Here is an 18,952-nt window from a genome sequence, read left to right as displayed (position 1 = left end):
GGGCGTCCGGATCCTGAATTGCGGTGCCGCCGTGGCCGCGGCTCCCCTAGCCTCGACCCCACGCAGCCCGCGCCCGCTGCGGGCGCAGAGAGTGAGTCGACGATGGTCGTGGTGATGGCGCCGGACGCCACCGCCGAGGACGTGGCCCACGTGGTCGAGCGCGTCGAGTCGGTGGGCGGCCAGGCGTTCGTCTCCCAGGGCGTGGACCGGACCATCATCGGGCTGATCGGCGACGTCGACAGCTTCCACGGCCTGAACCTGCGGGCCATGGCCGGCGTGGCCGGCGTGCACCGCATCTCCGACCCGTTCAAGCTCGTCAGCCGCCAGCACCACCCCGACCGCTCCGTGGTGCGCGTGGGCAAGCCGGGCGCCCAGGTGTCGATCGGTCCGGAGACGTTCACGCTGATCGCCGGGCCCTGTGCGGTCGAGAGCGCCGAGCAGACCTCGGAGGCCGCCACGATGGCCAAGGCCGCCGGCGCGGCGATGATCCGCGGCGGTGCCTTCAAGCCGCGCACCTCGCCGTACGCCTTCCAGGGCCTGGGCGTGGAGGGGCTGGAGATCCTCGCTCGCGTCGGGGAGGACGTCGGCCTGCCGGTCGTGACCGAGGTCGTCGACGCCCGCGACGTACCGATGGTGTGCGAGTACGCCGACATGCTGCAGATCGGCACCCGCAACATGGGCAACTTCGGCCTGCTCCAGGCCGTCGGCGAGGTCGACAAGCCCGTGCTGCTCAAGCGCGGCATGACCGCCACGATCGAGGAGTGGCTGATGGCGGCGGAGTACGTCGCCCAGCGCGGCAACCTGGAGATCGTCCTGTGCGAGCGGGGCATCCGCACCCACGAGCCCGCGACCCGCAACACCCTCGACATCTCCGCCGTACCGGTGGTGCAGGCCGACTCGCACCTGCCGGTCATCGTCGACCCGTCGCACGCGGCCGGCCGTCGCGACCTGGTCGTCCCGCTCTCCCGTGCGGCGATCGGCGTGGGGTCGGACGGCGTCATCGTCGACGTGCACCCCGACCCCGAGGTCGCCCTGTGCGACGGCCCACAGGCGCTGCACGGCACGGACCTGCGCGCCCTCGCCCAGGCCGTGCGCCAGCTGCCCCCCATGGTGGGGCGCTCGCCGGCGGCTCCGGCCTGATCAGGCCACGACGGTCGCGAGCTCGGCGGCCGCACGCCGGGCGTCTTCGGCCGTGACGTCGAGGTGCGTGACGAGGCGAACCGTGCGCGGGCCGACGGCACTGATCAGTACGCCGCGCTCCTTCGCCGCCGCGACCACCCCCGGGGCGTCGTCGTGGTCGAAGGTGACGATGTTGGTCGCGACCGTGGTCGGGTCGACACCGCACGCCTCGGCGAGCAGGCGGGCGTGCTCGTGGTCCTCGGCCAGCCGCTCCACGTGGTGGTCCAGCGCGTGCAGCCCCGCCGCCGCGAGCACCCCCACCTGACGCATGCCGCCGCCGAGCCGCTTGCGTCGCACGCGCGCCTCGGCCACGGCGTCGCGCGAGCCCACCATCAGCGAGCCCACCGGGGCGCCGAGTCCCTTGGACAGGCACACGGCGAGGACGTCCACCGTGGCGCCGTACGCCGCCAGTGGGGTGCCGGTCGCGACGTGGGCGTTCCAGATCCGGGCGCCGTCCAGGTGGACCGCGGTGCCGCGGCGGTCGGCGAACTCGCGCAGGGCCTGCAGGTCAGCCAGCGGCAGCACGGTGCCGCCGGCGAAGTTGTGCGTGTTCTCCACCGAGATCGCGGCGGTCGGCACGAAGAACGGCCCCATGTCCGGGGCGTGGAGGTCCTCGAGGGCAGCGAGGTCGACCTGGCCCCCCGGGTCGGACCAGGTGCGCATGGTCAGCCCGGTGACCGCACCGTGGGCGCCGAGCTCGGCGCGCGCGATGTGGGCACGCGCCTCACACAACACCTCCTGCCCGGGACCGACGACCGAGGCGACGGCGAGCACGTTGGCCAGCGAGCCGGTGGGGGTGAACAACGCGGCCTCGTGCCCGAAGGAGGCGGCCACCCGCTCCTCGAGCGCCGCCACGGTGGGGTCCTCGCCGTAGACGTCGTCGCCGACCTCGGCCCGCGCCATGGCGGCGCGCATGTCCTCGGTGGGGCGGGTGACGGTGTCGGAGCGGAGGTCGATCATGCGTGGCGGAGCATGTCGGCGACCTTGAAGGCCATCTCCAGGCTCTGCACGCGGTTGAGCCGCGGGTCGACGACCGACTCGTACCGGTGCGCGAGCCCGTGCTCGTCGAGCTCCTCACCGCCGCCGATCACCTCGGTGACGTCGTCGCCGGTGTTCTCCACCAGGATGCCGCCGGGCACCGTGCCGAGCTGGCGGTGGACGTCGAAGAAGCCCTGCACCTCGGCGAGGACGTCCTCGAACCGACGGGTCTTGAAGCCGGTGGAGGCCTCGAAGGTGTTGCCGTGCATCGGGTCGCTCATCCAGGTGACGTTGGCGCCCTCCGCGGTGACCTTCTCCACCAGCGGCGGCAGGCCCTCGCGGATGCGGTCGTGGCCGAACCGGGTGATGAAGGTCAACCGTCCCGGCTCGTTGTCCGGGTTGAGGGTGCGCGCGAGTGCGAGCGCGTCGTCGGCGGTCGCGTTGGGACCGAGCTTGCAGCCGATCGGGTTGTGGATGTGGCGGAAGTACTCCACGTGCGCGCCGTCGAGCTGCCGGGTGCGCTCACCGATCCACACGAAGTGGCCCGAGACGTTGTAGGGGCGCTCGGTGCGCGAGTCGATGCGGGTCATCGCGTGCTCGTACTCCAGCAGCAGCGCCTCGTGGCTGGAGTAGAAGTCGACCCGGTGGAACTCGTCGGGGTCGGCGCCGATGGCCTTCATGAAGGTGAGGGCGCGGTCGATCTCGGCCGCGACGGCCTCGTAGTGCTGGCCGACCGGGGAGTTGCGGACGAACTCGGAGTTCCACGCGTGCACCTGCCGCAGGTCGGCGTAGCCACCGGTGGTGAAGGCCCGCACGAGGTTCAAGGTGGAGGCCGAGGCGTGGTAGACGTCCAGCAGCCGCTGCGGGTCGGGACGCCGCGACTCGGGGGTGAAGTCGAAGCCGTTGACGGCGTCGCCCCGGTAGGCCGGCAGCGTGACGCCGTCGCGGGTCTCCATGTCGCTGGAACGGGGCTTGGCGTACTGCCCGGCGAGCCGGCCGATCTTGACCACCGGCACCGAGGCGGCGTAGGTCAGCACGACCGCCATCTGCAGCAGCACGCGCAGCTTGTTGCGGGTGTTGTCCGCCGTGGCCTCGGCGAACACCTCCGCGCAGTCACCGCCCTGCAGCAGGAACGCCTCGCCGCGACCGGCCGCCGCGACCTTCTGGCGCAGGTCGTCGCACTCCCCCGCAAACACCAGCGGCGGGAGGCCACGCAGCCGCTCGACGGCACCCGCGAGCGCCGCGGGGTCGTCGTAGGTGGGCTGCTGCTTCGCGCCGATGGCGTGCAACTGCTCGAGGGTGGGGAAACTGCTCACCCCTCAAGGGTACGGCGAACCGGCCGACGTCCCGATTCGAGGACGACCCGTCGAGACGCCGGCCCGCACTCACGGCAGGAACAGCGCACTGTCCCCGAACTCGTGCCACCGGTAGCCGCCCGCCACCGCCGCGTCGTAGGCGCGCTGCGCGAGTGCGGCGCCCGCCACCGCCTCCACCAGGAGCAGGTGGGAGGCGCCGGGGTCGTGCCAGCCCGTGACCAGCCCCGACACGACGCGGGGCGGGTCGGCCGGCGTCACGACCCGCTCGGTCCAGCCGTGGTGCGCACCGAGCCGGTCACCGTCGACGGCGGACTCCAGCGCGCGCGTCACCGTCGTGCCGACGGCCACCACGCGGCCGCCACCGGCGCGTGCGGCCTCGACCAGTCGCGCGGTGCTCCCGGGCACCGCGAACCACTCCGGCTGCGGCGCCTCGCCCGCCTCCTGCGAGCTCACGCCGGTGTGCAGCGTGACCGGCGCGACGGCGATTCCCCGCGAGACCAGACGGGTGACCAGCTCGGGCGTGAACGGGCGTCCCGCGGAGGGCATCTCCGCGCTGCCCGGACGGGTGGCGAAGACCGACTGGTAGGCCGCGAGCGGGTAGCGCCGGTCGAGATAGCCGTAGGAGATCGGGCGCCCGTGGGCGGACAGCACCTCGTCCAGCGGCCCCGAGACGGCCGCGCGCCACAGCCGGTTGCCGGTCCCGGTCGGTGAGGAGGTCGCCGGGTACGGCGCCACCAGCTGCACCGACGCCGCCCCCGCGGTGACCCGGTCCCCGACGGCGGCATCGAGGAGGGCGCGGTCGGCACCGGGCGGCGTACGCAGCTCCACGACGCGGGTGCCGTCCGGCAGCCTCGTCGCCACGTGCAGCACCACCGGACCGCGGCCGGCGAGGTCGGCGTCCAGCTGGCCGAGCACCGTAGCGCTGTCGTTGACCACGACCACGTCGCCGGGCCGGAGGTGGTCGGCGAGCTCGCCGAACGCGGTGTCGGTGATGCCGTCGGGGCGGGCGAGGAGCAGGCGGACGTCGTCGCGGGCGCCGCCACGCGCCTCGGGCGGTTGCGCGGCCGTGGCCCGGTGCGGCGACGGGAACACCACGCGGGGGGTCTCGTTGAGCAGCGTCATCGCACGACCGCCTCTCCGGGAGTGCCCGGAGCCGCGGCCGCCCAGTCCGCGGCGCGGTGACGACCGCTGGGCGGCCGCCGGTCGAACAGCGCCAGCAGCTGCGGCACCACGCTCTCGGGCAGCGGCCGGTCGGAGATGTCCTCGCCGGGGAACGCCGCCTGGTGCATCGCCGTCCGCATGTCGCCCGGGTCCACGGCGTACGCCGCGATGCCCGGATGCTCGGCGCCGAACTGGGCCGTCGCGTGGTCCAGGGCCGCCTTCGAGAGCCCGTAGGCACCCCAGCCCGGCTCCTGCTCGACGGCGACGTCGGAGGAGATCGAGGCCAGGATGCCGCCCGTCGCCTCCAGCCAGAGCAGAAGGCGCTGGGTGAGCGCCACCGGTGCCCACACGTTGGTGGCGATGACCCGGGCCAGGTCCTCCTCGGTGACCGCGCCGAGCTCGGGCAGCGGCGTCGGTCCCAGGGTGCTGGCGTTGTGCACGAGGAGGTCGAGTCGGCCCTCCGCCGCGACGGCGGCGAGAAGGTCTCCCCGGTGGTCGGGATCGGCGACGTCACCGGGGACGGCGCGCACCGCTGGGTGGTCGACCTCGGCGAGCCGTGCCGCGTCCCGCGCGTCGGTGATCACGCGCCAGCCGCGGTCGGCCAGGGCGCTCACGAGGGCACGGCCGAGTCCGGCCGATCCTCCGGTCACCAGTGCTACTGACATGTCGTACTCCTTGTCGAAGGGTTCGTTGCATGTCAGTCTTGAAGTTCAAGTTAACTTTATTTCAAGTGCGATCGGGAGGAATCATGGACAAGCACGACGTGCTGACCGTGACGCAGGTCAGCGAACGCAGCGGGTTCGCCCCGTCGGCACTGCGCTTCTACGAGGAGCGCGGACTGATCAGTGCGAGCCGCTCCCCCGGCGGACGGCGCCGCTACGAGCGCAGCGTCCTGCGTCGCCTCGCCTTCATCCGCGCGGCCGCGAACGTGGGCCTCACCCTCGACGAGATCCGCGACGAGCTCGACCGGCTCCCCTCCCACCGCACGCCCACGAAGGCCGACTGGACCCGGATCTCCCAGCACTGGCGCACCCGTCTCGACGAGCAGATCAGCGCGCTGCGAGCGCTGCGCGACGGCCTCGACTCCTGCATCGGCTGCGGCTGCCTGTCGCTGCGGACCTGCGGCGTCGCCAACCCCGGGGACACCGCAGCGACCAGCGAGCGTGCCCCCGGCGCCACCCGGCTCCCCGCCGCGTTGCGCCGCCCCCACGGACTCGGGTGAGGGCCGCGGGGACGCCGACGATCAGCCGAAGAAGACCTGCGCCTCGGCGTACTCCTCCGGGCTCACGAGCTTGAGTTCACCGGTGCCCTCGATCAGGGGCACACGGACGATGTCGGTGCCACGCAGCGCCACCATGACGCCGTGGTCCCCCTCGGCGACGGCGTCGATCGCCTGGAGACCGAACCGGGTCGCCAACCACCGGTCGAACGCCGACGGTGTGCCGCCCCGCTGCACGTGGCCCAGGACGACTGCCCGCGCCTCCTTGCCGGTGCGCTGCTCGATCTCGTGGGCCAGTCGGTCGCCGATGCCGCCGAGCCGGACGTGACCGAAGGCGTCCTCCTCCCCCGACTGCAGTGTCATGCCGCTCCCGTCGGCGGGGACCGCCCCCTCGGAGACCACCAGGATCGGGGCGAACTGCGACTCGAACCGCTGCTCGACCAGGGCACACACCTGGTCGATGTCGAAGGGCTGCTCGGGCACCAGCACGATGCTGGCGCCGCCGGCGATGCCCGAGTGCAGTGCGATCCAGCCGGCGTGCCGTCCCATCACCTCCACCACCAGTGCCCGGTGGTGGGACTCCGCGGTGGTGTGGAGCCGGTCGATGGCCTCGGTCGCGATGTTGACCGCGGTGTCGAAGCCGAAGGTGAAGTCGGTGCCGGAGAGGTCGTTGTCGATGGTCTTCGGCACCCCCACGACCGCGACGCCGGCATCGGCGAGCTTGGTCGCCACGCCCAGGGTGTCCTCCCCGCCGATCGCGATCAGGGCGTCGACACCGGCCGCCGCCAGGTTGTCCTTGATGCGCTCGACGCCGTCGTCGAGGCGGAACGGGTTGGTGCGCGAGGAGCCGAGGATGGTGCCACCACGGGGCAGGATGCCGCGGCAGGTCTCCACGTCGAGCGGCATCGTGGTGCCCTCGAGCGGCCCGCGCCAGCCGTCCCGGAAGCCGACGAACTCGAACCCGTGCTCGTTGACACCCTTGCGGACGACGGCCCTGATCACGGCGTTGAGGCCGGGGCAGTCACCGCCTCCGGTCAGCACTCCGACTCGCATGGGCCCTCCCCGGGGTCGACGTCGCGTGCCACGAGCCTAGTCGTGCGGCGTACCCCTAGGCTCACGGCATGACCTTCTCCATCGTGGCCCGCTCCGCCGATGGCGCGTCCTGGGGCGTCGCCGTCGCGTCGAAGTTCCTCGGCGCCGGTGCGGTCGTGCCCGCCGCCGTCGCCGGGGTCGGTGCCGTCGCCACCCAGGCCGACGCCAACGTGGCCTGGAAGGGCCTCGCCCTCGCGCACCTCGACGAGGGCGCCACCGCCGACGTGGCGCTGCAGTCGCTGCTGGACGACGACGAGGGACGCGACCACCGCCAGGCCGGCATCGTCGACGCCACCGGCGGGGCTGCCGGGCACACCGGCGTCGCGTGCATCCCGTGGGCGGGCGGGGTGACCGGGGACGGCTACGCCATCCAGGGCAACTGCCTGGCCGGATCCGACGTGGTGGCCGACATGGAGGCCACCTGGCTGGGCGGTGACCCGGAGGCCCCGTTGGCCGAGCGACTGGTCGCGGTACTCGCCGCGGGTGACGCCGCCGGTGGCGACAAGCGTGGCCGCCAGTCGGCCGGCGTGTTCGTGGTGCGGGACGCGGCCGGGTACGCCGGCCGCGACGACGTGGCGGTCGACCTGCGCGTCGACGACCATGCGGCACCGATCCCGGAACTGGCCCGGCTCCTCGACCTCCACGCGCTGTATCTCACCGCCAGCACCGAGGAGGAGAAGGTGCCCGTCGATGCGGACCTGCGCGAGGAGCTGCAGCGGTTCGCCGCGGCGGCCGGACACGACGACTTCGCGACCTGGGTCGGCACCGAGAACTACGAGATGCGGGTCGCGCCCGACCTCAGCTGGATCGATCGCCGCATCCTGGCGATCGTCCGCGCCTCCTAGCCAGCGCCGTCGGTCAGCCGAGCCGGTCCACCGCTGCGGCGGCCGCGTCGCGTTCGGCGTCCGCGGTGCGCAGTGCCGCGGAGGCCTCGTCGCGGACCTCCTGGGCGTCGGCGAGCTCGTCGTCGACCTCCTCCAGCTCGTCCTCCAGGCCCGCGATGGTGCGGCGCAGCTCGTCGATCTCGGCCTGCAGCTGGAGCTCGCGGGCGTTGAGGCGCTCCACGTCGGCCTCCGCCTCGGCGTGGGCGGCGGTCGCCTCCTCGTGCGCCGCCGTGGCGTCCTCGAGCCGCTCCCGCGCCCGGGAGCGCTTCTTCTCCTCGGCGTCGGGGTCCGGGACGACGTGCAGGTCCGGTCGTGGCGCCGGGGCGGCCTCCCGCGACGATGCGGTGAAGCCCAGCGCCTCGGGCAGGGCGACCGCGGCGGCCACCTCCGCCTCGGCCACCGGCTCGACACCGGTGGTGGCGAGCGGTGCCACCAACAGTCCGCTGCGCACGGCGCGGCCACACTCCGCGTCCACCATCGCGGCGGTCAGCGTCGCCTCGACCTGGTCGGCCACGGCTCGCGTCACCCGCAGCCCCTCGTCGCCGGCGTGGCGCCGGGCCTGCTGTGCCACGGCGGCCGTGACCTGTCGCCGCTGCCTGGTCAGGTTGCGGAGCTCGCCGCTGGACATCGCCTGCTGTGCCTCCCGCAGCGCGGCGCCGACGTTGAGCAACTGGTCGACCTGGTCCGGCTCGCGCCGGACGAGCAGGTCGACCACCCAGGCCGCGGTCGTCGGCTTCCGCAGGCCCTTGATCCGCGTCGCGAGGTCGGTGCCCCGGTGCGCGCGTGCCCGCTCGTCGCGGGCCGCGGTGAACTCGCCCAACGGCAGGCCGTAGAGCTCGTCGGCGACCGCGAGCAGCTCCTCACTCATCCAGGCCCTGCTCGATGGCGTAGCGGGTCAACTCCACGCGGTTGTGCAGCTGGAGCTTGCGCAGGGTGTTCTGGACGTGGTTCTGCACGGTGCGGTGCGAGAGCACCAGACGCTCGGCGATCTGCTTGTAGGACATGCCCTTGGCGACCATCTTCAGCACCTCGGTCTCGCGCTCGGTGAGGCGCTCCCCCGGCGGCGTCTCGGGCTGGTTCATCCGGCGGAACTCCCCCAGCACCAGTCCCGCCAGCCCCGGGGTGAAGACCGAGTCGCCGGCCGCGACGCGGCGTACGGCGTCGAGCAGCTCGCCCTTGGAGGCCGACTTGACCAGGTAGCCGGTCGCGCCGGCCTTGACCGCCTGCAGCACGTCGTCCTGCTCCCCGCTGGCCGAGAGCACCAGGACCCGCGCCGCGGGGTCGCGCGCCAGCACCGTGGCCGTGACCTCCACACCGTTCGGCGGCGGGATCTGCAGGTCCAGCACCACGACCTGCGGACGGGCGGCGGCGAACCGGGCGATGGCCTGCTCGCCGTCCGCCGCGGTGGCCACGACCTCGAATCCGGCCGCCGTGAGGTCACGCTCGACGGCGTCGCGCCACATCGGGTGGTCGTCGACCACCATGACGCGCACCGCACTCTCCATGGCAGGGACCCTAGGCCATCGGCGGCGTGAAGAACCGGCCCCGACGGTGCAGCAGCGGCTCGTCGTCCTCGTCGCCGACGGCGACGTCGTCCAGGGTCGCGGTCACCTCGACCGACCAGCCGACCTCGCGCTGGTCGGCCAGCGACACCGCCGCCCAGGCGTCCGCGTCCACCAGCCGCGGACCGTGCTCGGTGTCGACGAACTCGCCCTGCCGGAACGCGCCGCCGGGGGCCGGAGCGGTGCCGGCGAAGGCCTCGGCGAGCTGCCGGTGCTCCCAACGCAGCAACTGGACCACGGCCCGGCCCGAGTCCTCGAAGGCGTCCCGGAAGTCGCTGTCGGGGTCCAGCAGCGCCAGGACCCGTGGGGTCTCGCCCAGCGCGATCATCGTCGAGCTGATCGTCAACCCGGCACGCCCCGGTCCCTGGCCGGTGGTCCACAGCGTCACGGTGTTGCCCAGTCGTCCGCGCAGCCGGCGGGCCGGGTCCGGGTCGGGGTCGGCGAAGGGGTGGCTGGTGTGGATGGTCACTTGGGTACCTCGAACTCCCACTCGGTGCCGAAGTCGCCGGTGCTCAGCTGCGCGGTGCCCCCGAGGTCGCGGATGCGGCCCCGGATCGACTCGCTCACACCCAGGCGGCCCTCGGCTGCGGCATCGTTCAGACGGCCCTCGGGGATGCCGGGACCCTCGTCGCGCACCGACAGTGCCACACAGTCCGGGAGGTCCTCCACCAACACCCAGGCGGGCGCACCCTCGCCGACGTGGCGCGCGACGTTGTCCAGGCACGCGCCGACGACGCCGACGAGCTCGGCAGCCGTCCGGGCGGGCACGCGGACCGGCCCGGACGGCACGGCGACCTCCACGCCGGGCCGAGCAGCGAGCGCTCCCAGCGCGGCCGCCAGGTCGTCGTACCCGTCGTCGGTGTCGGGCGCGACGGAGTCCTGGCTGCGGATCAGGTTGCGCAGGGCCGTCTCCTGCTCTCCGGCCAACCGCCCGAGCTCGGCCATCTCCCCACCGACCTCGGTGCCCCGCCGCTGCACCAGCGCCAGCACCTGGAGCACGCCGTCGTGGACGACGCGCCCGAGGCGGACCCGCTCCTCGGCGGCCGCGGCCTCACGTTGGGCGACGTCGCGCTCACCGGCGAGCTGCTTGAGCGACTCGCTGACGAACCCGATCATCGGACCGGCCAGCAGGAGCAGGAAGACCTGGCCCACGTTGCCCTGGCTGATGTCGTCCCGGGCGAGCAGGTCGGTGGCGCCCAGCAGCACGGCGGCGGCGAGGCCGCCATGCCAGCCGTAGCGCGCCGCCCACGCCAGGAGGGCTCCGACGACCCAGAAGCCGGGAATGCTGGCGTCGAACCACTCACCCTTCGCGAACGGCGTGATCGCGAGCGCCCCCACCGCCAGGGCGAGGTCGACGGCCAGGAGGGGCCAGCTGCGCCGGTCGGCGCGGGCACACCACCAGATCACCAGTCCGGTCCAGACCGCCATCGCGGCGAGGACGGACCAGGCGAGCGCCGGCCGCTCGAAGTTGGCGCGGTAGGCGTTGAGCCCGACCGCATTGGCGAGCACCACCACGCGGACGACCGCGAGCGCGGCGAAGAGGCGGTCCTCGACCGCCAGCGAGGCACGAAGCCGGGTGGCGGGCGCGCTCATCGTGGCCATGGACCGGGACACGGCCTAGGAGGCGAGCTTGCCCTCGTCGCCGCCTCCGGCCTCCTTGGCCTCCTGCTTGGCCACGGCGGCGTACTTGTCGACGTACTCCTGGCCGCTGAGCTCCATGATGTCGTAGACGATCTCGTCGGTGATCGAACGCAGGATGTAGCGGTCGTTCTCCATGCCGGCGTAGCGGCTGAAGTCCAACGGCTTGCCGTAGTGGACGCGCGGGCGGGTCCAGCGGCCGAAGACCTTGCCCGGCGGGGCGAGGACATCGGTGCCGACGACCCCGACCGGGATCACGGGGACCCCGGTCTCCAGTGCGAGGCGGGCGACACCGGTCTTGCCGCGGTAGAGCCGGCCGTCATGGCTGCGCGTCCCCTCCGGATAGATGCCGAAGAGGCCGCCGTCGGCCAGCACGCGCTTGGCCGAGAGGAGCGCACCGGACGCCGCGTCCGCGCCGGAGCGGTCGATCGGCACCTGACCGGTGCCACCGAAGAAGGTCTTCTTGAACCAGCCGCGCAGGCCCGGCTCGGTGAAGTACTCCGACTTGGCCACGAAGGTCACCCGGCGCGGCAGCGACAGCGGCATGAAGAGCCAGTCGGCGTAGGAGAGGTGGTTGCTGGCCAGGATCGCGGGGCCCTCGGTGGGGACGTTGTCGATCCCGGTCGCCTTCGGCCGGAAGATCACCCGAAGCAGCGGCCCGAGCGCAATGAACTTCAGGAACCAGTAGAACAAGACACCGCCCTTTCCTCCCACGACCGTCACCGCCACCCTAGGGCATGTCGGCGGGCTGCCGGGGCGTCGGTGCGGGCTGGTGCCAGAATCGCCCCATGGAGATCGACCCCCATGCCGCGCCGCTGTCCGTGACCGCACGCCCCGAACTCACCGGTGGGCGTCGCATCGGCGTCCTGCTGAGCCACGGCTTCACCGGCTCGCCGGCCTCGATGCGACCGTGGGGCGAGCACCTCGGCGCCCTGGGGTACGGCGTGGAGGTGCCCCGCCTGCCCGGTCACGGCACCACGTGGCGCGACCTCAACGAGCACCGGTTCGGCGACTGGTACGCCGAGGTCGCAGCGACCTTCGACCGCATGCGGGCCGATCACGACCAGGTCGTCCTGGGCGGGCTCTCCATGGGCGGCACGCTGGTGCTGCGCCTCGCGGCCGACCACCCGGGCGACGTCGCGGGGGTGATGCTGGTCAACCCGGCCGCCGCGAGCAAGCGCCTCGACCTCAAGGCGCTTCCGGTGCTCAAGCACCTCATCGCCGGGTTCCCCGCGATCGGCAACGACATCAAGCGCGAGGGCGTCGACGAGCACGGCTACGGCCGCACGCCGCTGAAGGCGGTGCACTCACTCGTCCAGGCGTGGCCGCACCTGCAGCGCGACCTGGCCGCCGTCACGTCCCCGCTGATCTACTTCCGTTCGACGGTCGACCACGTCGTCGACGACGCCTCCGAGCCGGTGATCCTCGACGGGATCTCGTCCACCGACGTGACGCGGGTGCGGCTGCCGGACTCCTACCACGTGGCGACGCTGGACAACGACGCCGACCTGATCTTCGACAAGTCCGTCGAGTTCATCACGCGCGTCACGTCCTGACCCGGGTCGTAGGCTGGTCCCGTGCAGCGCAACGACGAGGACGACGCCTGGCAGGCGATCGTCGACAACTACGGCGAGCGCCCCACGCTGGAGGACGAGCCGGCTGCCGACGGAGCAGACGACGACACCGCCACCGGCCAGGTGGCCGGCGGCCACGATGCCGAGGCCCTGACCGACACCGACGCACCTGACGTCGACGCCGAGGCCGACCCCTTCGAGGAGGAGTTCGTCCCGCCCCGCCCGGCACCGGCACCGCGCCCGCCCGCGGACCGGCTCGCCGCCTGGTGGGGCGTCCTGGGCGCCCCCGCGGTGCTGGTGGTGCTCGCCGTCGCCGGCATCGACCTGCCCGACTGGGTCCTGCTGGGCCTGGTGGCCGCGATCATCGGTGGCTTCGGCTACCTCGTGGCGACGATGAACCGCGAGCCGCGCGACCCCTGGGACGACGGCGCCCAGGTCTGACGCGGCGGCACGGCCTCACGCCACCGGACCCGCCCGGCGTCCCGACGCGGCCAGCAACGCGGCTCCCAGGGCTCCGGCCTCGGCTCCGAACGCGGCCGGGACCACCGGGGGCACCGTGCGGCGGTCGGCGGCCTGCAGCGAGTCCGCCAGCGCCGCACGGGCCGGCTCCAGCAGGAGGTCACCACCGGCCGACACGCCTCCCCCGACGACCACCAGCGCCGGGTCGAAGCTCGAGGCGAGCCCCGCGATGCCCACACCCAGCCAGGTGCCGATGGCGTCGAACGCGCCGCGGGCGACGTGGTCACCCGCCCGGGCCCGGGCCGAGATCTCCGGACCGTCCAGGTGGGAGCCGACCGCGACGCGCATCACCCGCTCGAGCGCGCGACCGCTGCAGTACTGCTCCCAGCAGCCGCGCAGCCCGCACTCGCACGGCAGCCCGTCGGGCACGACCTGCACGTGCCCGAACTCCCCGGCCATGCCGTTCGCTCCCCGGACCAGGGCGCCGTCCAGCAGGATCGCGCCGCCGATGCCGGTGCCCAGGGTGATCATCAGGGCCGACCCGGCTCCCCGCGCGGCCCCCGCCGCGGACTCGGCGTACGCCGCGCAGTTGGCGTCGTTGTCGAGCACGACCGAGGTGCCCCACCGGTCGGCGAGGCGGCGGCGTACCGGCGCGTCGCGCCACGGGAGGTGCGCGGCGAACCGCAGCCGCTCGCGTTCGGCGTCGACGAGGCCGGCCGCGGCAACCCCCACCGCCGCCACCTCACGACCAGCGGCGAGCCGGGTGACCGCCGCGGTGAGCGCGTCCTCGACCTCCCGCTCCGAGGCGTCGCGGCCCGGCATCGGCACGTGGGTGGCTGCGACGACGCCTGCCTCGGGACCGAGCTCGACCGCCAGCACCTTGGTGCCGCCGATGTCGACGCCCAGGACCGGACCGGGCGCGGGCACGTGCGTCACGCCCGCGCGAGGTCGGCGGCGCCGATGATGCCGGCGCTCCCGCCGAGCTCGGCGGTGCGGATCTCGGCCTCGGGACGGTGGTGGCGGCCCGTGAGGTGCTCGCCGAATGCCTCGCGTGCCGGAGCCAGCAGCAGGTCACCGGCCGCGCCGACGCCTCCACCGACCACGATCACCTCGGGGTCCAGCACCGAGGCCAGGGACGCGAGGCCCAGGCCGAGCCAGCGCCCGAGGAGGGTGAACTGGTCGACGGCGAACCGGTCACCGTCGCGGGCCGCGGCGGTCAGCAGCGGTCCGGTGACTGACGCGGGGTCGCCACCGGCGCGGTCGAGCACGCCTGCGGTGGCCGGGTCGCCCGCGGCGACGGCGGCGCGCGCACGCCGCACCAGCGCGGTGCCGCTGGCGTAGGCCTCGAGGCAACCGCGCTTGCCGCACCCACACCGCTCCCCGTCGGGCACCAGGCGCAGGTGCCCGATCTCGGCGGCGACCCCGAAGCCGCCCCGGAGCAGCTGGCCGCCGGCGATGATGCCGCCGCCGACACCGGTGCCGACGGTCACCATCAGCTGGTGCTGGACGTCCCGGCCGGCGCCGTGCACGAACTCGCCCCAGGCCGCGGCGTTCGCGTCGTTCTCCACGACCACCCGCAGGCCGGTGAGCCGGGCGAGGTCCGCTCCCAGTGGGGCGTCGCGCCACGCGATGTTGGGGGCGAACAGGACGGTGGACCGGTCGGCGGCGACGTAGCCGGCGGCACCGACGCCGAGGGCGGCGAGGTCGTGGTCCCGTCCGAGGTCAGCGACGAGGTCGGCCACCGCGCGCTGCAGGGCGGCACCGTCGGTGGCCGGCGAGGTCGTGCGGCCCTCGGCGAGGAGCACCCCGTCGTCGTCGACGACGCCCCCGGCGATCTTGGTGCCGCCGATGTCGATGCCGCAGGTCGCGGTCACGACCCGTCGTCCGGTCCGTCGTCGAGGTCGATGTGCTCCACGTCCGGGCCACGCCGGGCCCCCTGCTCCTCCTCGCTGGGGGGCAGCGTGGCCAGCAGTTCGGAGGCGGCGTGCAGCAGCGAGGTGGCGGCGGTCGTGAGGTGGGCGCGGACCTCCGGGGAGGTCTCGCGCACCACGTGGACGACTCGACACACCGGGCAGTAGCGACACTCCGCGGCGTCGGTGGCGAGGTGGTCGTTGACCTCGTGCGCGAGGTGCGCGGCGTGCCCCGCGAACCCGCCGAGTCCCTCGCCGACGTCGCCGCCGTGCTGGCGGGCTGCGTCGGCGAGCGCACCGAAGAGCTTGGCGGCCTCCTCGCCCAGGCTGCCGACGTCGGGGTCGTGACCGTCACCGGACGGCCCGTTCGGACCTTCGGTCATGGTGCACCTCCCGCGGCACGGGGCTGGGAAACGTCGGGCGATGCGAAGCGTACGCGGAGCTCGCCCTCGACCACACGACCACCCGCGACCTGCATCCGCGCCAGTGCTGCCGGCAGTGTCAGCAGCCGGCGGGAGGATCCGACGGTGACGACCAGCTCGTCGCCGTTGCGCGCCAGGTCGACCTCACTGGTGCGGACGAAGGGCAGCGCGAGCCGCAGCGTGGCTCCCCCGTCCTCGGCGACCTCGACGCCGAACGGACCCTCGCCCACGGGCGCCGCGAACGGATCGGCCTCGTCGTAGAGGCGGTCGGCCAGCTCGGTCAGCGCCGTCAGGCCGCGCGGTTCGGCCGGCCGGTAGTCGGCCAGCCACTGCGGGAGTCCGGCGAAGGACTCGGCGACCTCGGCCAGCACGGCGGCCTGCGCGGCGACCCACTGCTGGCGCCACTCGTCGGCACCCTCGTCGGGGAAGACGCGGTTGGCGACGACCCCGTCGACGCGATAGCCGAACAGGCTCAGGCTGGTGTGGGCGCGTCGCGCCTCGGCCAGCACCAACTGCTCGGGCGTCAGCACGAGACGGATGCTGGCCTCGGGCCCCGCGAGCAGCCGGTGGACCTGGTCGAGCTCGTCGTGGAGCCGGGTGATGGCGTCGAACACGGTGTCGGTCGGCATCGGTACCCCGGCACTGCGGGTGAGCACCGGGCGCAGCGCCTTGACGAGCCGGCGCTGGATGGGCAGCAACCGCTCCATGTACCACCCCAGCGCCTCGGGCAGCGCGAGCAGCCGCAGCGTCTCACCGGTCGGGGCGCAGTCGATGACGATCAGGTCCCACTCCCCCGAACGCGCGTGGCGCCGCAGCTCCAGCAGCGCCAGCACCTCCTCGGCGCCGGGGATGACGGTCATCTCCTCGGCCGCCACCGGGTCCATGCCGGCCGCGTCGAGGACGGAGAGCAGGTAGCGCTGCACCTCGGCCCAGGACTGCTCGAACCGCAGCTGCGCGTCGACCTGCTGCACGTGGAGGCGCGGCGCCAGAGCGACGGGGTCGGCGGACCGCGTCGCCTCGGGTACGTCGTAGGCGTCGGCGAGGGAGTGGGCGGCGTCGGTGGAGAGCACCAGCGTGCGGAGCCCACGGGCTGCGCCGAGGGCAGCCGTCCCGGCGGCGACGGTCGACTTGCCGACCCCGCCCTTGCCGGTGAACAACAGGATGCGCACGCCCGACCAGTCCGTCACGAGGTCGGGTCAGCCGCGGCTCTCGACGCGCTTCTTCAGCCCCTTCAGCGCGGTGTCGATGAGGATCTTCTCGCCCTTGCGCTTGAGCATGCCGATCAGCGGGATGGAGACGTCCAGCGCCAGCCGGTAGGTCACCTGGGTGCGACCGCCGGACTCCTCCAGGACGTAGGCACCGTCGAGCTCGCGCAGCATCTTGCCCTCGACCAGGGTCCACTCGACCCGGTGGTCGCCGTGCCAGGTGTAGGCAAGCGTGTACTCGTCCTTGATCGGGGAGACGTCGAGGGCGAAGAACACCCGCTCGGCACGTCCGCGAGCCGCGGGGTCACCGTCGTCGTAGGACGCGACCACGTCGGCGACCGTCACTCCCTTGGCCCACTCGGGGTAGGCCGGGAAGTCCGCGATGACGGCCATGACGTCCGCCGCGGGTGCGTCGATCGTGATCGTCGAGGACGTCTGTTCGGCCATGTCGCGCAGGCTACCGGATGTCGGGGACCCCGTTCCCGCCGGTAACGTGTCGCATCGCCCACATCGCAGCCCGCCCCGCCCGCACGACCCAGGAGGCCACGGTGCGCGAGTACGCCACCCCGCAGACGGTCGACGCCCCCCAGGAGGGGAACCTCGCCGACGACGTCGTCCGCAACGCCGAGGAGGCGCCCGACGCCGCCGTGCTCAGCCGCCGCGACGCCGACGGCTCGTGGCACGACGTCACCGCTGCCGCGTTCCTCGCCGAGGTGCAGCAGGTCGCCAAAGGCCTCGTCGCCGCCGGGGTCGCAGCCGGCGACCGGGTCGGGTTGCTGTCGCGCACGCGCTACGAGTGGACGCTGGTCGACTACGCCGTGTGGCACGTCGGTGCGGTCACGGTGCCGATCTACGAGAGCTCCTCGGCCGAGCAGGTCGCACAGATCCTGGCGGACTCCGGTGCCACGGCGATCGTGGTCGAGGGCGCCTCGCACCGCGAGAGGGTCGCCGAGGTGCGGTCCGACCTCACCGACCTGAACCACGTGTGGTCCCTGGACGCCGGCGCGATCGACGAGCTGGGACGCCTGGGCCATGACACCGCGCAGGACGTCATCGACCAACGCAGGCGGGCGGTGGGTGCCGACGACCTGGCCACGCTGATCTACACCTCCGGCACGACCGGTCGCCCCAAGGGCTGCATGCTCACCCACGGGAACTTCCACCACGAGCTCGACGTGGCGGTCCACGAGCTGGAGGAGCTCTTCGGCGCCGACGACGCGGCCACCCTGCTGTTCCTCCCCCTCGCGCACGTGTTCGCCCGGATCATCCAGGTCGGCGCCATGAAGTCGCGCACGCGGCTGGGGCACAGTGCCGACATCCTGCAGCTCTCCGCGACGCTGCAGGAGTTCCGGCCGACGTTCGTGCTCGCGGTGCCGCGGGTCTTCGAGAAGGTCTTCAACACCGCCTCCCAGCGAGCGACCGCGGACGGCCGCGGCGCACTGTTCGACCGGGCCGCGGACACCGCCATCGCCTACTCCCGGGCGCTGGAGTCGGGCCGGGTGCCGCTGCGCGTCCGTGCGCGGCACGCCGTGTTCACCCGACTGGTCTACGGACGGCTGCTGGAGGCGCTGGGGGGCCGCTGCACCCACGCCATCTCCGGCGGGGCGCCCCTCGGTGAGCGCCTCGCGCACTTCTACCGCGGGATCGGCCTGACGGTGCTGGAGGGCTACGGCCTCACCGAGTCCACCGCGGCGCTGACGGTGAACCTCCCCGGCGCCCTCAAGATCGGCACCGTCGGCCGGCCGCTGCCGGGCACCGCGGTCCGGGTGACCGACGACGGCGAGCTCGCGTTCTCCGGTGGGCAGGTCTTCGCCGGGTACTGGGGCGACCAGGCGGCGACCGACGAGGTCCTGCAGGGGGGCTGGTTCCACACCGGCGACGTCGGCGAGGTCGACGACGAGGGCTTCGTGCGCATCACCGGGCGCAAGAAGGAGATCCTCGTGACCGCCGGCGGCAAGAACGTCGCTCCGTCGGTCCTGGAGGACCGCGTGCGCGCCCACCCGCTCGTGAGCCAGTGCCTGGTTGTGGGCGACGGCGAGCCGTTCATCGCCGCCCTCGTGACGCTCGACCCCGAGGCACTGCCGGACTGGGCCGAACAGCACGGCAAGCGCGGCCGGGACGCCGCAGACCTCCACGACGACCCGGACGTGCAGGCGGCCGTCCAGGAAGCCATCGACGACGCCAATCAGGCGGTGTCGAAGGCGGAGTCGATCCGGAAGTTCACCGTGCTCCCCCACGACTGGACCGAGGAGACCGGCCAGCTGACGCCCAGCCTCAAGCTCAAGCGCAACGTCGTACTGCGGGAGTCGGCCGACCGCATCGCCGACCTCTACGAGCGCTGACGCGGACCGGC

Annotated in this window: 21 protein-coding genes; 6 read left to right on the top strand and 15 right to left on the bottom strand. The window is 73.5% G+C overall.

The window, feature by feature from the left end; all coding sequences use genetic code 11:
• The first annotated feature begins 102 nt into the window (after positions 1–102).
• Positions 103–1,140, top strand: a complete 1,038-nt coding sequence (gene aroF, locus KUV85_RS03090) for a 3-deoxy-7-phosphoheptulonate synthase (RefSeq protein WP_219961754.1) — start codon at positions 103–105, stop codon at positions 1,138–1,140.
• On the opposite strand, the gene KUV85_RS03085 is transcribed toward aroF, so the two are convergent.
• The 4 genes from KUV85_RS03085 to KUV85_RS03070 form a co-directional block, all read right to left on the bottom strand.
• On the bottom strand, positions 1,141–2,139 hold the full coding sequence (locus KUV85_RS03085) for a threonine aldolase family protein (protein WP_219961753.1): 999 nt from the start codon (positions 2,137–2,139) through the stop codon (positions 1,141–1,143).
• The gene (locus KUV85_RS03080) at positions 2,136–3,473 is read right to left on the bottom strand and encodes a class II 3-deoxy-7-phosphoheptulonate synthase (RefSeq protein WP_237690189.1); all 1,338 of its coding nucleotides are present in this window, start codon (positions 3,471–3,473) and stop codon (positions 2,136–2,138) included. The genes KUV85_RS03085 and KUV85_RS03080 overlap by 4 nt, the downstream gene beginning before the upstream one ends.
• Before the next feature lie 69 nt (positions 3,474–3,542).
• The gene (locus KUV85_RS03075) at positions 3,543–4,595 is read right to left on the bottom strand and encodes an S-adenosylmethionine:tRNA ribosyltransferase-isomerase (protein WP_219961752.1); all 1,053 of its coding nucleotides are present in this window, start codon (positions 4,593–4,595) and stop codon (positions 3,543–3,545) included.
• Positions 4,592–5,299 (bottom strand): SDR family NAD(P)-dependent oxidoreductase, encoded by a 708-nt coding sequence (locus tag KUV85_RS03070; RefSeq protein ID WP_219961751.1) that lies wholly within the window; start codon positions 5,297–5,299, stop codon positions 4,592–4,594. Before KUV85_RS03070 ends, KUV85_RS03075 begins: the two co-directional genes overlap by 4 nt.
• An 83-nt stretch (positions 5,300–5,382) precedes the next feature.
• On the opposite strand from KUV85_RS03070, the gene soxR reads away from it, so the two are divergent.
• Positions 5,383–5,856: a redox-sensitive transcriptional activator SoxR gene (gene soxR, locus KUV85_RS03065; protein WP_219961750.1), complete on the top strand. Its 474-nt coding sequence runs from the start codon at positions 5,383–5,385 to the stop codon at positions 5,854–5,856.
• Between the two features lie 21 nt (positions 5,857–5,877).
• On the opposite strand, the gene KUV85_RS03060 is transcribed toward soxR, so the two are convergent.
• Positions 5,878–6,906 (bottom strand): 6-phosphofructokinase, encoded by a 1,029-nt coding sequence (locus tag KUV85_RS03060; protein ID WP_219961749.1) that lies wholly within the window; start codon positions 6,904–6,906, stop codon positions 5,878–5,880.
• A 68-nt stretch (positions 6,907–6,974) separates the two neighbouring features.
• Here KUV85_RS03060 and KUV85_RS03055 point away from each other — a divergent pair, with 68 nt between their 5' ends.
• A complete protein-coding gene (locus KUV85_RS03055) occupies positions 6,975–7,790 on the top strand; it encodes a DUF1028 domain-containing protein (protein WP_219961748.1) in 816 nt (271 codons plus the stop codon).
• Between the two features lie 13 nt (positions 7,791–7,803).
• Here KUV85_RS03055 and KUV85_RS03050 read toward each other — a convergent pair whose 3' ends face one another.
• The 5 genes from KUV85_RS03050 to KUV85_RS03030 are packed head-to-tail and all read right to left on the bottom strand — an operon-like array spanning position 7,804 to position 11,752.
• On the bottom strand, positions 7,804–8,697 hold the full coding sequence (locus KUV85_RS03050) for a hypothetical protein (RefSeq protein WP_219961747.1): 894 nt from the start codon (positions 8,695–8,697) through the stop codon (positions 7,804–7,806).
• Positions 8,690–9,334, bottom strand: coding sequence for a response regulator (locus KUV85_RS03045; RefSeq protein WP_219961746.1), 645 nt, complete (start codon positions 9,332–9,334; stop codon positions 8,690–8,692). Before KUV85_RS03045 ends, KUV85_RS03050 begins: the two co-directional genes overlap by 8 nt.
• Positions 9,335–9,344: 10 nt before the next feature.
• Positions 9,345–9,860: a flavin reductase family protein gene (locus tag KUV85_RS03040; protein WP_219961745.1), complete on the bottom strand. Its 516-nt coding sequence runs from the start codon at positions 9,858–9,860 to the stop codon at positions 9,345–9,347.
• Entirely contained in the window at positions 9,857–10,984 is a 1,128-nt protein-coding gene (gene macS, locus KUV85_RS03035; RefSeq protein WP_219961744.1) for a MacS family sensor histidine kinase, read from the bottom strand. Before macS ends, KUV85_RS03040 begins: the two co-directional genes overlap by 4 nt.
• Before the next feature lie 24 nt (positions 10,985–11,008).
• Positions 11,009–11,752, bottom strand: a complete 744-nt coding sequence (locus tag KUV85_RS03030) for a lysophospholipid acyltransferase family protein (RefSeq protein WP_219961743.1) — start codon at positions 11,750–11,752, stop codon at positions 11,009–11,011.
• A 65-nt stretch (positions 11,753–11,817) separates the two neighbouring features.
• Between KUV85_RS03030 and KUV85_RS03025 the strand changes: the two genes are divergently transcribed.
• A complete protein-coding gene (locus tag KUV85_RS03025; RefSeq protein ID WP_219961742.1) occupies positions 11,818–12,585 on the top strand; it encodes an alpha/beta hydrolase in 768 nt (255 codons plus the stop codon).
• A 21-nt stretch (positions 12,586–12,606) separates the two neighbouring features.
• Positions 12,607–13,044 carry a hypothetical protein gene (locus KUV85_RS03020; RefSeq protein ID WP_219961741.1) on the top strand — a complete coding sequence of 146 codons (438 nt, stop codon included), beginning with the start codon at positions 12,607–12,609 and terminating at the stop codon, positions 13,042–13,044.
• A 15-nt stretch (positions 13,045–13,059) separates the two neighbouring features.
• Here KUV85_RS03020 and KUV85_RS03015 read toward each other — a convergent pair whose 3' ends face one another.
• Genes KUV85_RS03015 through KUV85_RS02995 form a run of 5 tightly spaced genes read right to left on the bottom strand, consistent with a single transcriptional unit; the run spans position 13,060 to position 17,046 of the window.
• Positions 13,060–13,998, bottom strand: coding sequence for an ROK family protein (locus KUV85_RS03015; RefSeq protein ID WP_219961740.1), 939 nt, complete (start codon positions 13,996–13,998; stop codon positions 13,060–13,062).
• The gene (locus KUV85_RS03010; protein ID WP_219961739.1) at positions 13,995–14,936 is read right to left on the bottom strand and encodes an ROK family glucokinase; all 942 of its coding nucleotides are present in this window, start codon (positions 14,934–14,936) and stop codon (positions 13,995–13,997) included. The genes KUV85_RS03015 and KUV85_RS03010 overlap by 4 nt, the downstream gene beginning before the upstream one ends.
• Positions 14,933–15,355, bottom strand: a complete 423-nt coding sequence (locus KUV85_RS03005) for a hypothetical protein (RefSeq protein ID WP_219961738.1) — start codon at positions 15,353–15,355, stop codon at positions 14,933–14,935. Before KUV85_RS03005 ends, KUV85_RS03010 begins: the two co-directional genes overlap by 4 nt.
• Positions 15,352–16,581, bottom strand: coding sequence for an ArsA family ATPase (locus tag KUV85_RS03000; protein WP_219961737.1), 1,230 nt, complete (start codon positions 16,579–16,581; stop codon positions 15,352–15,354). Before KUV85_RS03000 ends, KUV85_RS03005 begins: the two co-directional genes overlap by 4 nt.
• Positions 16,582–16,590: 9 nt before the next feature.
• The gene (locus tag KUV85_RS02995; RefSeq protein ID WP_219961736.1) at positions 16,591–17,046 is read right to left on the bottom strand and encodes an SRPBCC family protein; all 456 of its coding nucleotides are present in this window, start codon (positions 17,044–17,046) and stop codon (positions 16,591–16,593) included.
• Positions 17,047–17,063: 17 nt separating this feature from the next.
• On the opposite strand from KUV85_RS02995, the gene KUV85_RS02990 reads away from it, so the two are divergent.
• The gene (locus KUV85_RS02990; RefSeq protein WP_219961735.1) at positions 17,064–18,941 is read left to right on the top strand and encodes an AMP-dependent synthetase/ligase; all 1,878 of its coding nucleotides are present in this window, start codon (positions 17,064–17,066) and stop codon (positions 18,939–18,941) included.
• Positions 18,942–18,952 lie beyond the last annotated feature (11 nt).

The sequence above is a fragment of the Nocardioides panacisoli genome (genome assembly GCF_019448235.1).
Taxonomy (GTDB): Bacteria; Actinomycetota; Actinomycetes; order Propionibacteriales; family Nocardioidaceae; genus Nocardioides; species Nocardioides panacisoli_A.
This window is presented reverse-complemented; position numbering and strand designations above follow the sequence as displayed.

Coding starts and splice junctions, on each gene's coding strand:
- aroF (WP_219961754.1), top strand. CDS start 103: ATGGTCGTGGTGATGGCGCCGGACGCCACCGCCGAGGACGTGGCCCAC.
- KUV85_RS03085 (WP_219961753.1), bottom strand. CDS start 2,139: ATGATCGACCTCCGCTCCGACACCGTCACCCGCCCCACCGAGGACATG.
- KUV85_RS03075 (WP_219961752.1), bottom strand. CDS start 4,595: ATGACGCTGCTCAACGAGACCCCCCGCGTGGTGTTCCCGTCGCCGCAC.
- KUV85_RS03070 (WP_219961751.1), bottom strand. CDS start 5,299: ATGTCAGTAGCACTGGTGACCGGAGGATCGGCCGGACTCGGCCGTGCC.
- soxR (WP_219961750.1), top strand. CDS start 5,383: ATGGACAAGCACGACGTGCTGACCGTGACGCAGGTCAGCGAACGCAGC.
- KUV85_RS03060 (WP_219961749.1), bottom strand. CDS start 6,906: ATGCGAGTCGGAGTGCTGACCGGAGGCGGTGACTGCCCCGGCCTCAAC.
- KUV85_RS03055 (WP_219961748.1), top strand. CDS start 6,975: ATGACCTTCTCCATCGTGGCCCGCTCCGCCGATGGCGCGTCCTGGGGC.
- KUV85_RS03050 (WP_219961747.1), bottom strand. CDS start 8,697: ATGAGTGAGGAGCTGCTCGCGGTCGCCGACGAGCTCTACGGCCTGCCG.
- KUV85_RS03045 (WP_219961746.1), bottom strand. CDS start 9,334: ATGGAGAGTGCGGTGCGCGTCATGGTGGTCGACGACCACCCGATGTGG.
- macS (WP_219961744.1), bottom strand. CDS start 10,984: ATGAGCGCGCCCGCCACCCGGCTTCGTGCCTCGCTGGCGGTCGAGGAC.
- KUV85_RS03025 (WP_219961742.1), top strand. CDS start 11,818: ATGGAGATCGACCCCCATGCCGCGCCGCTGTCCGTGACCGCACGCCCC.
- KUV85_RS03005 (WP_219961738.1), bottom strand. CDS start 15,355: ATGACCGAAGGTCCGAACGGGCCGTCCGGTGACGGTCACGACCCCGAC.
- KUV85_RS02995 (WP_219961736.1), bottom strand. CDS start 17,046: ATGGCCGAACAGACGTCCTCGACGATCACGATCGACGCACCCGCGGCG.
- KUV85_RS02990 (WP_219961735.1), top strand. CDS start 17,064: ATGTCGGGGACCCCGTTCCCGCCGGTAACGTGTCGCATCGCCCACATC.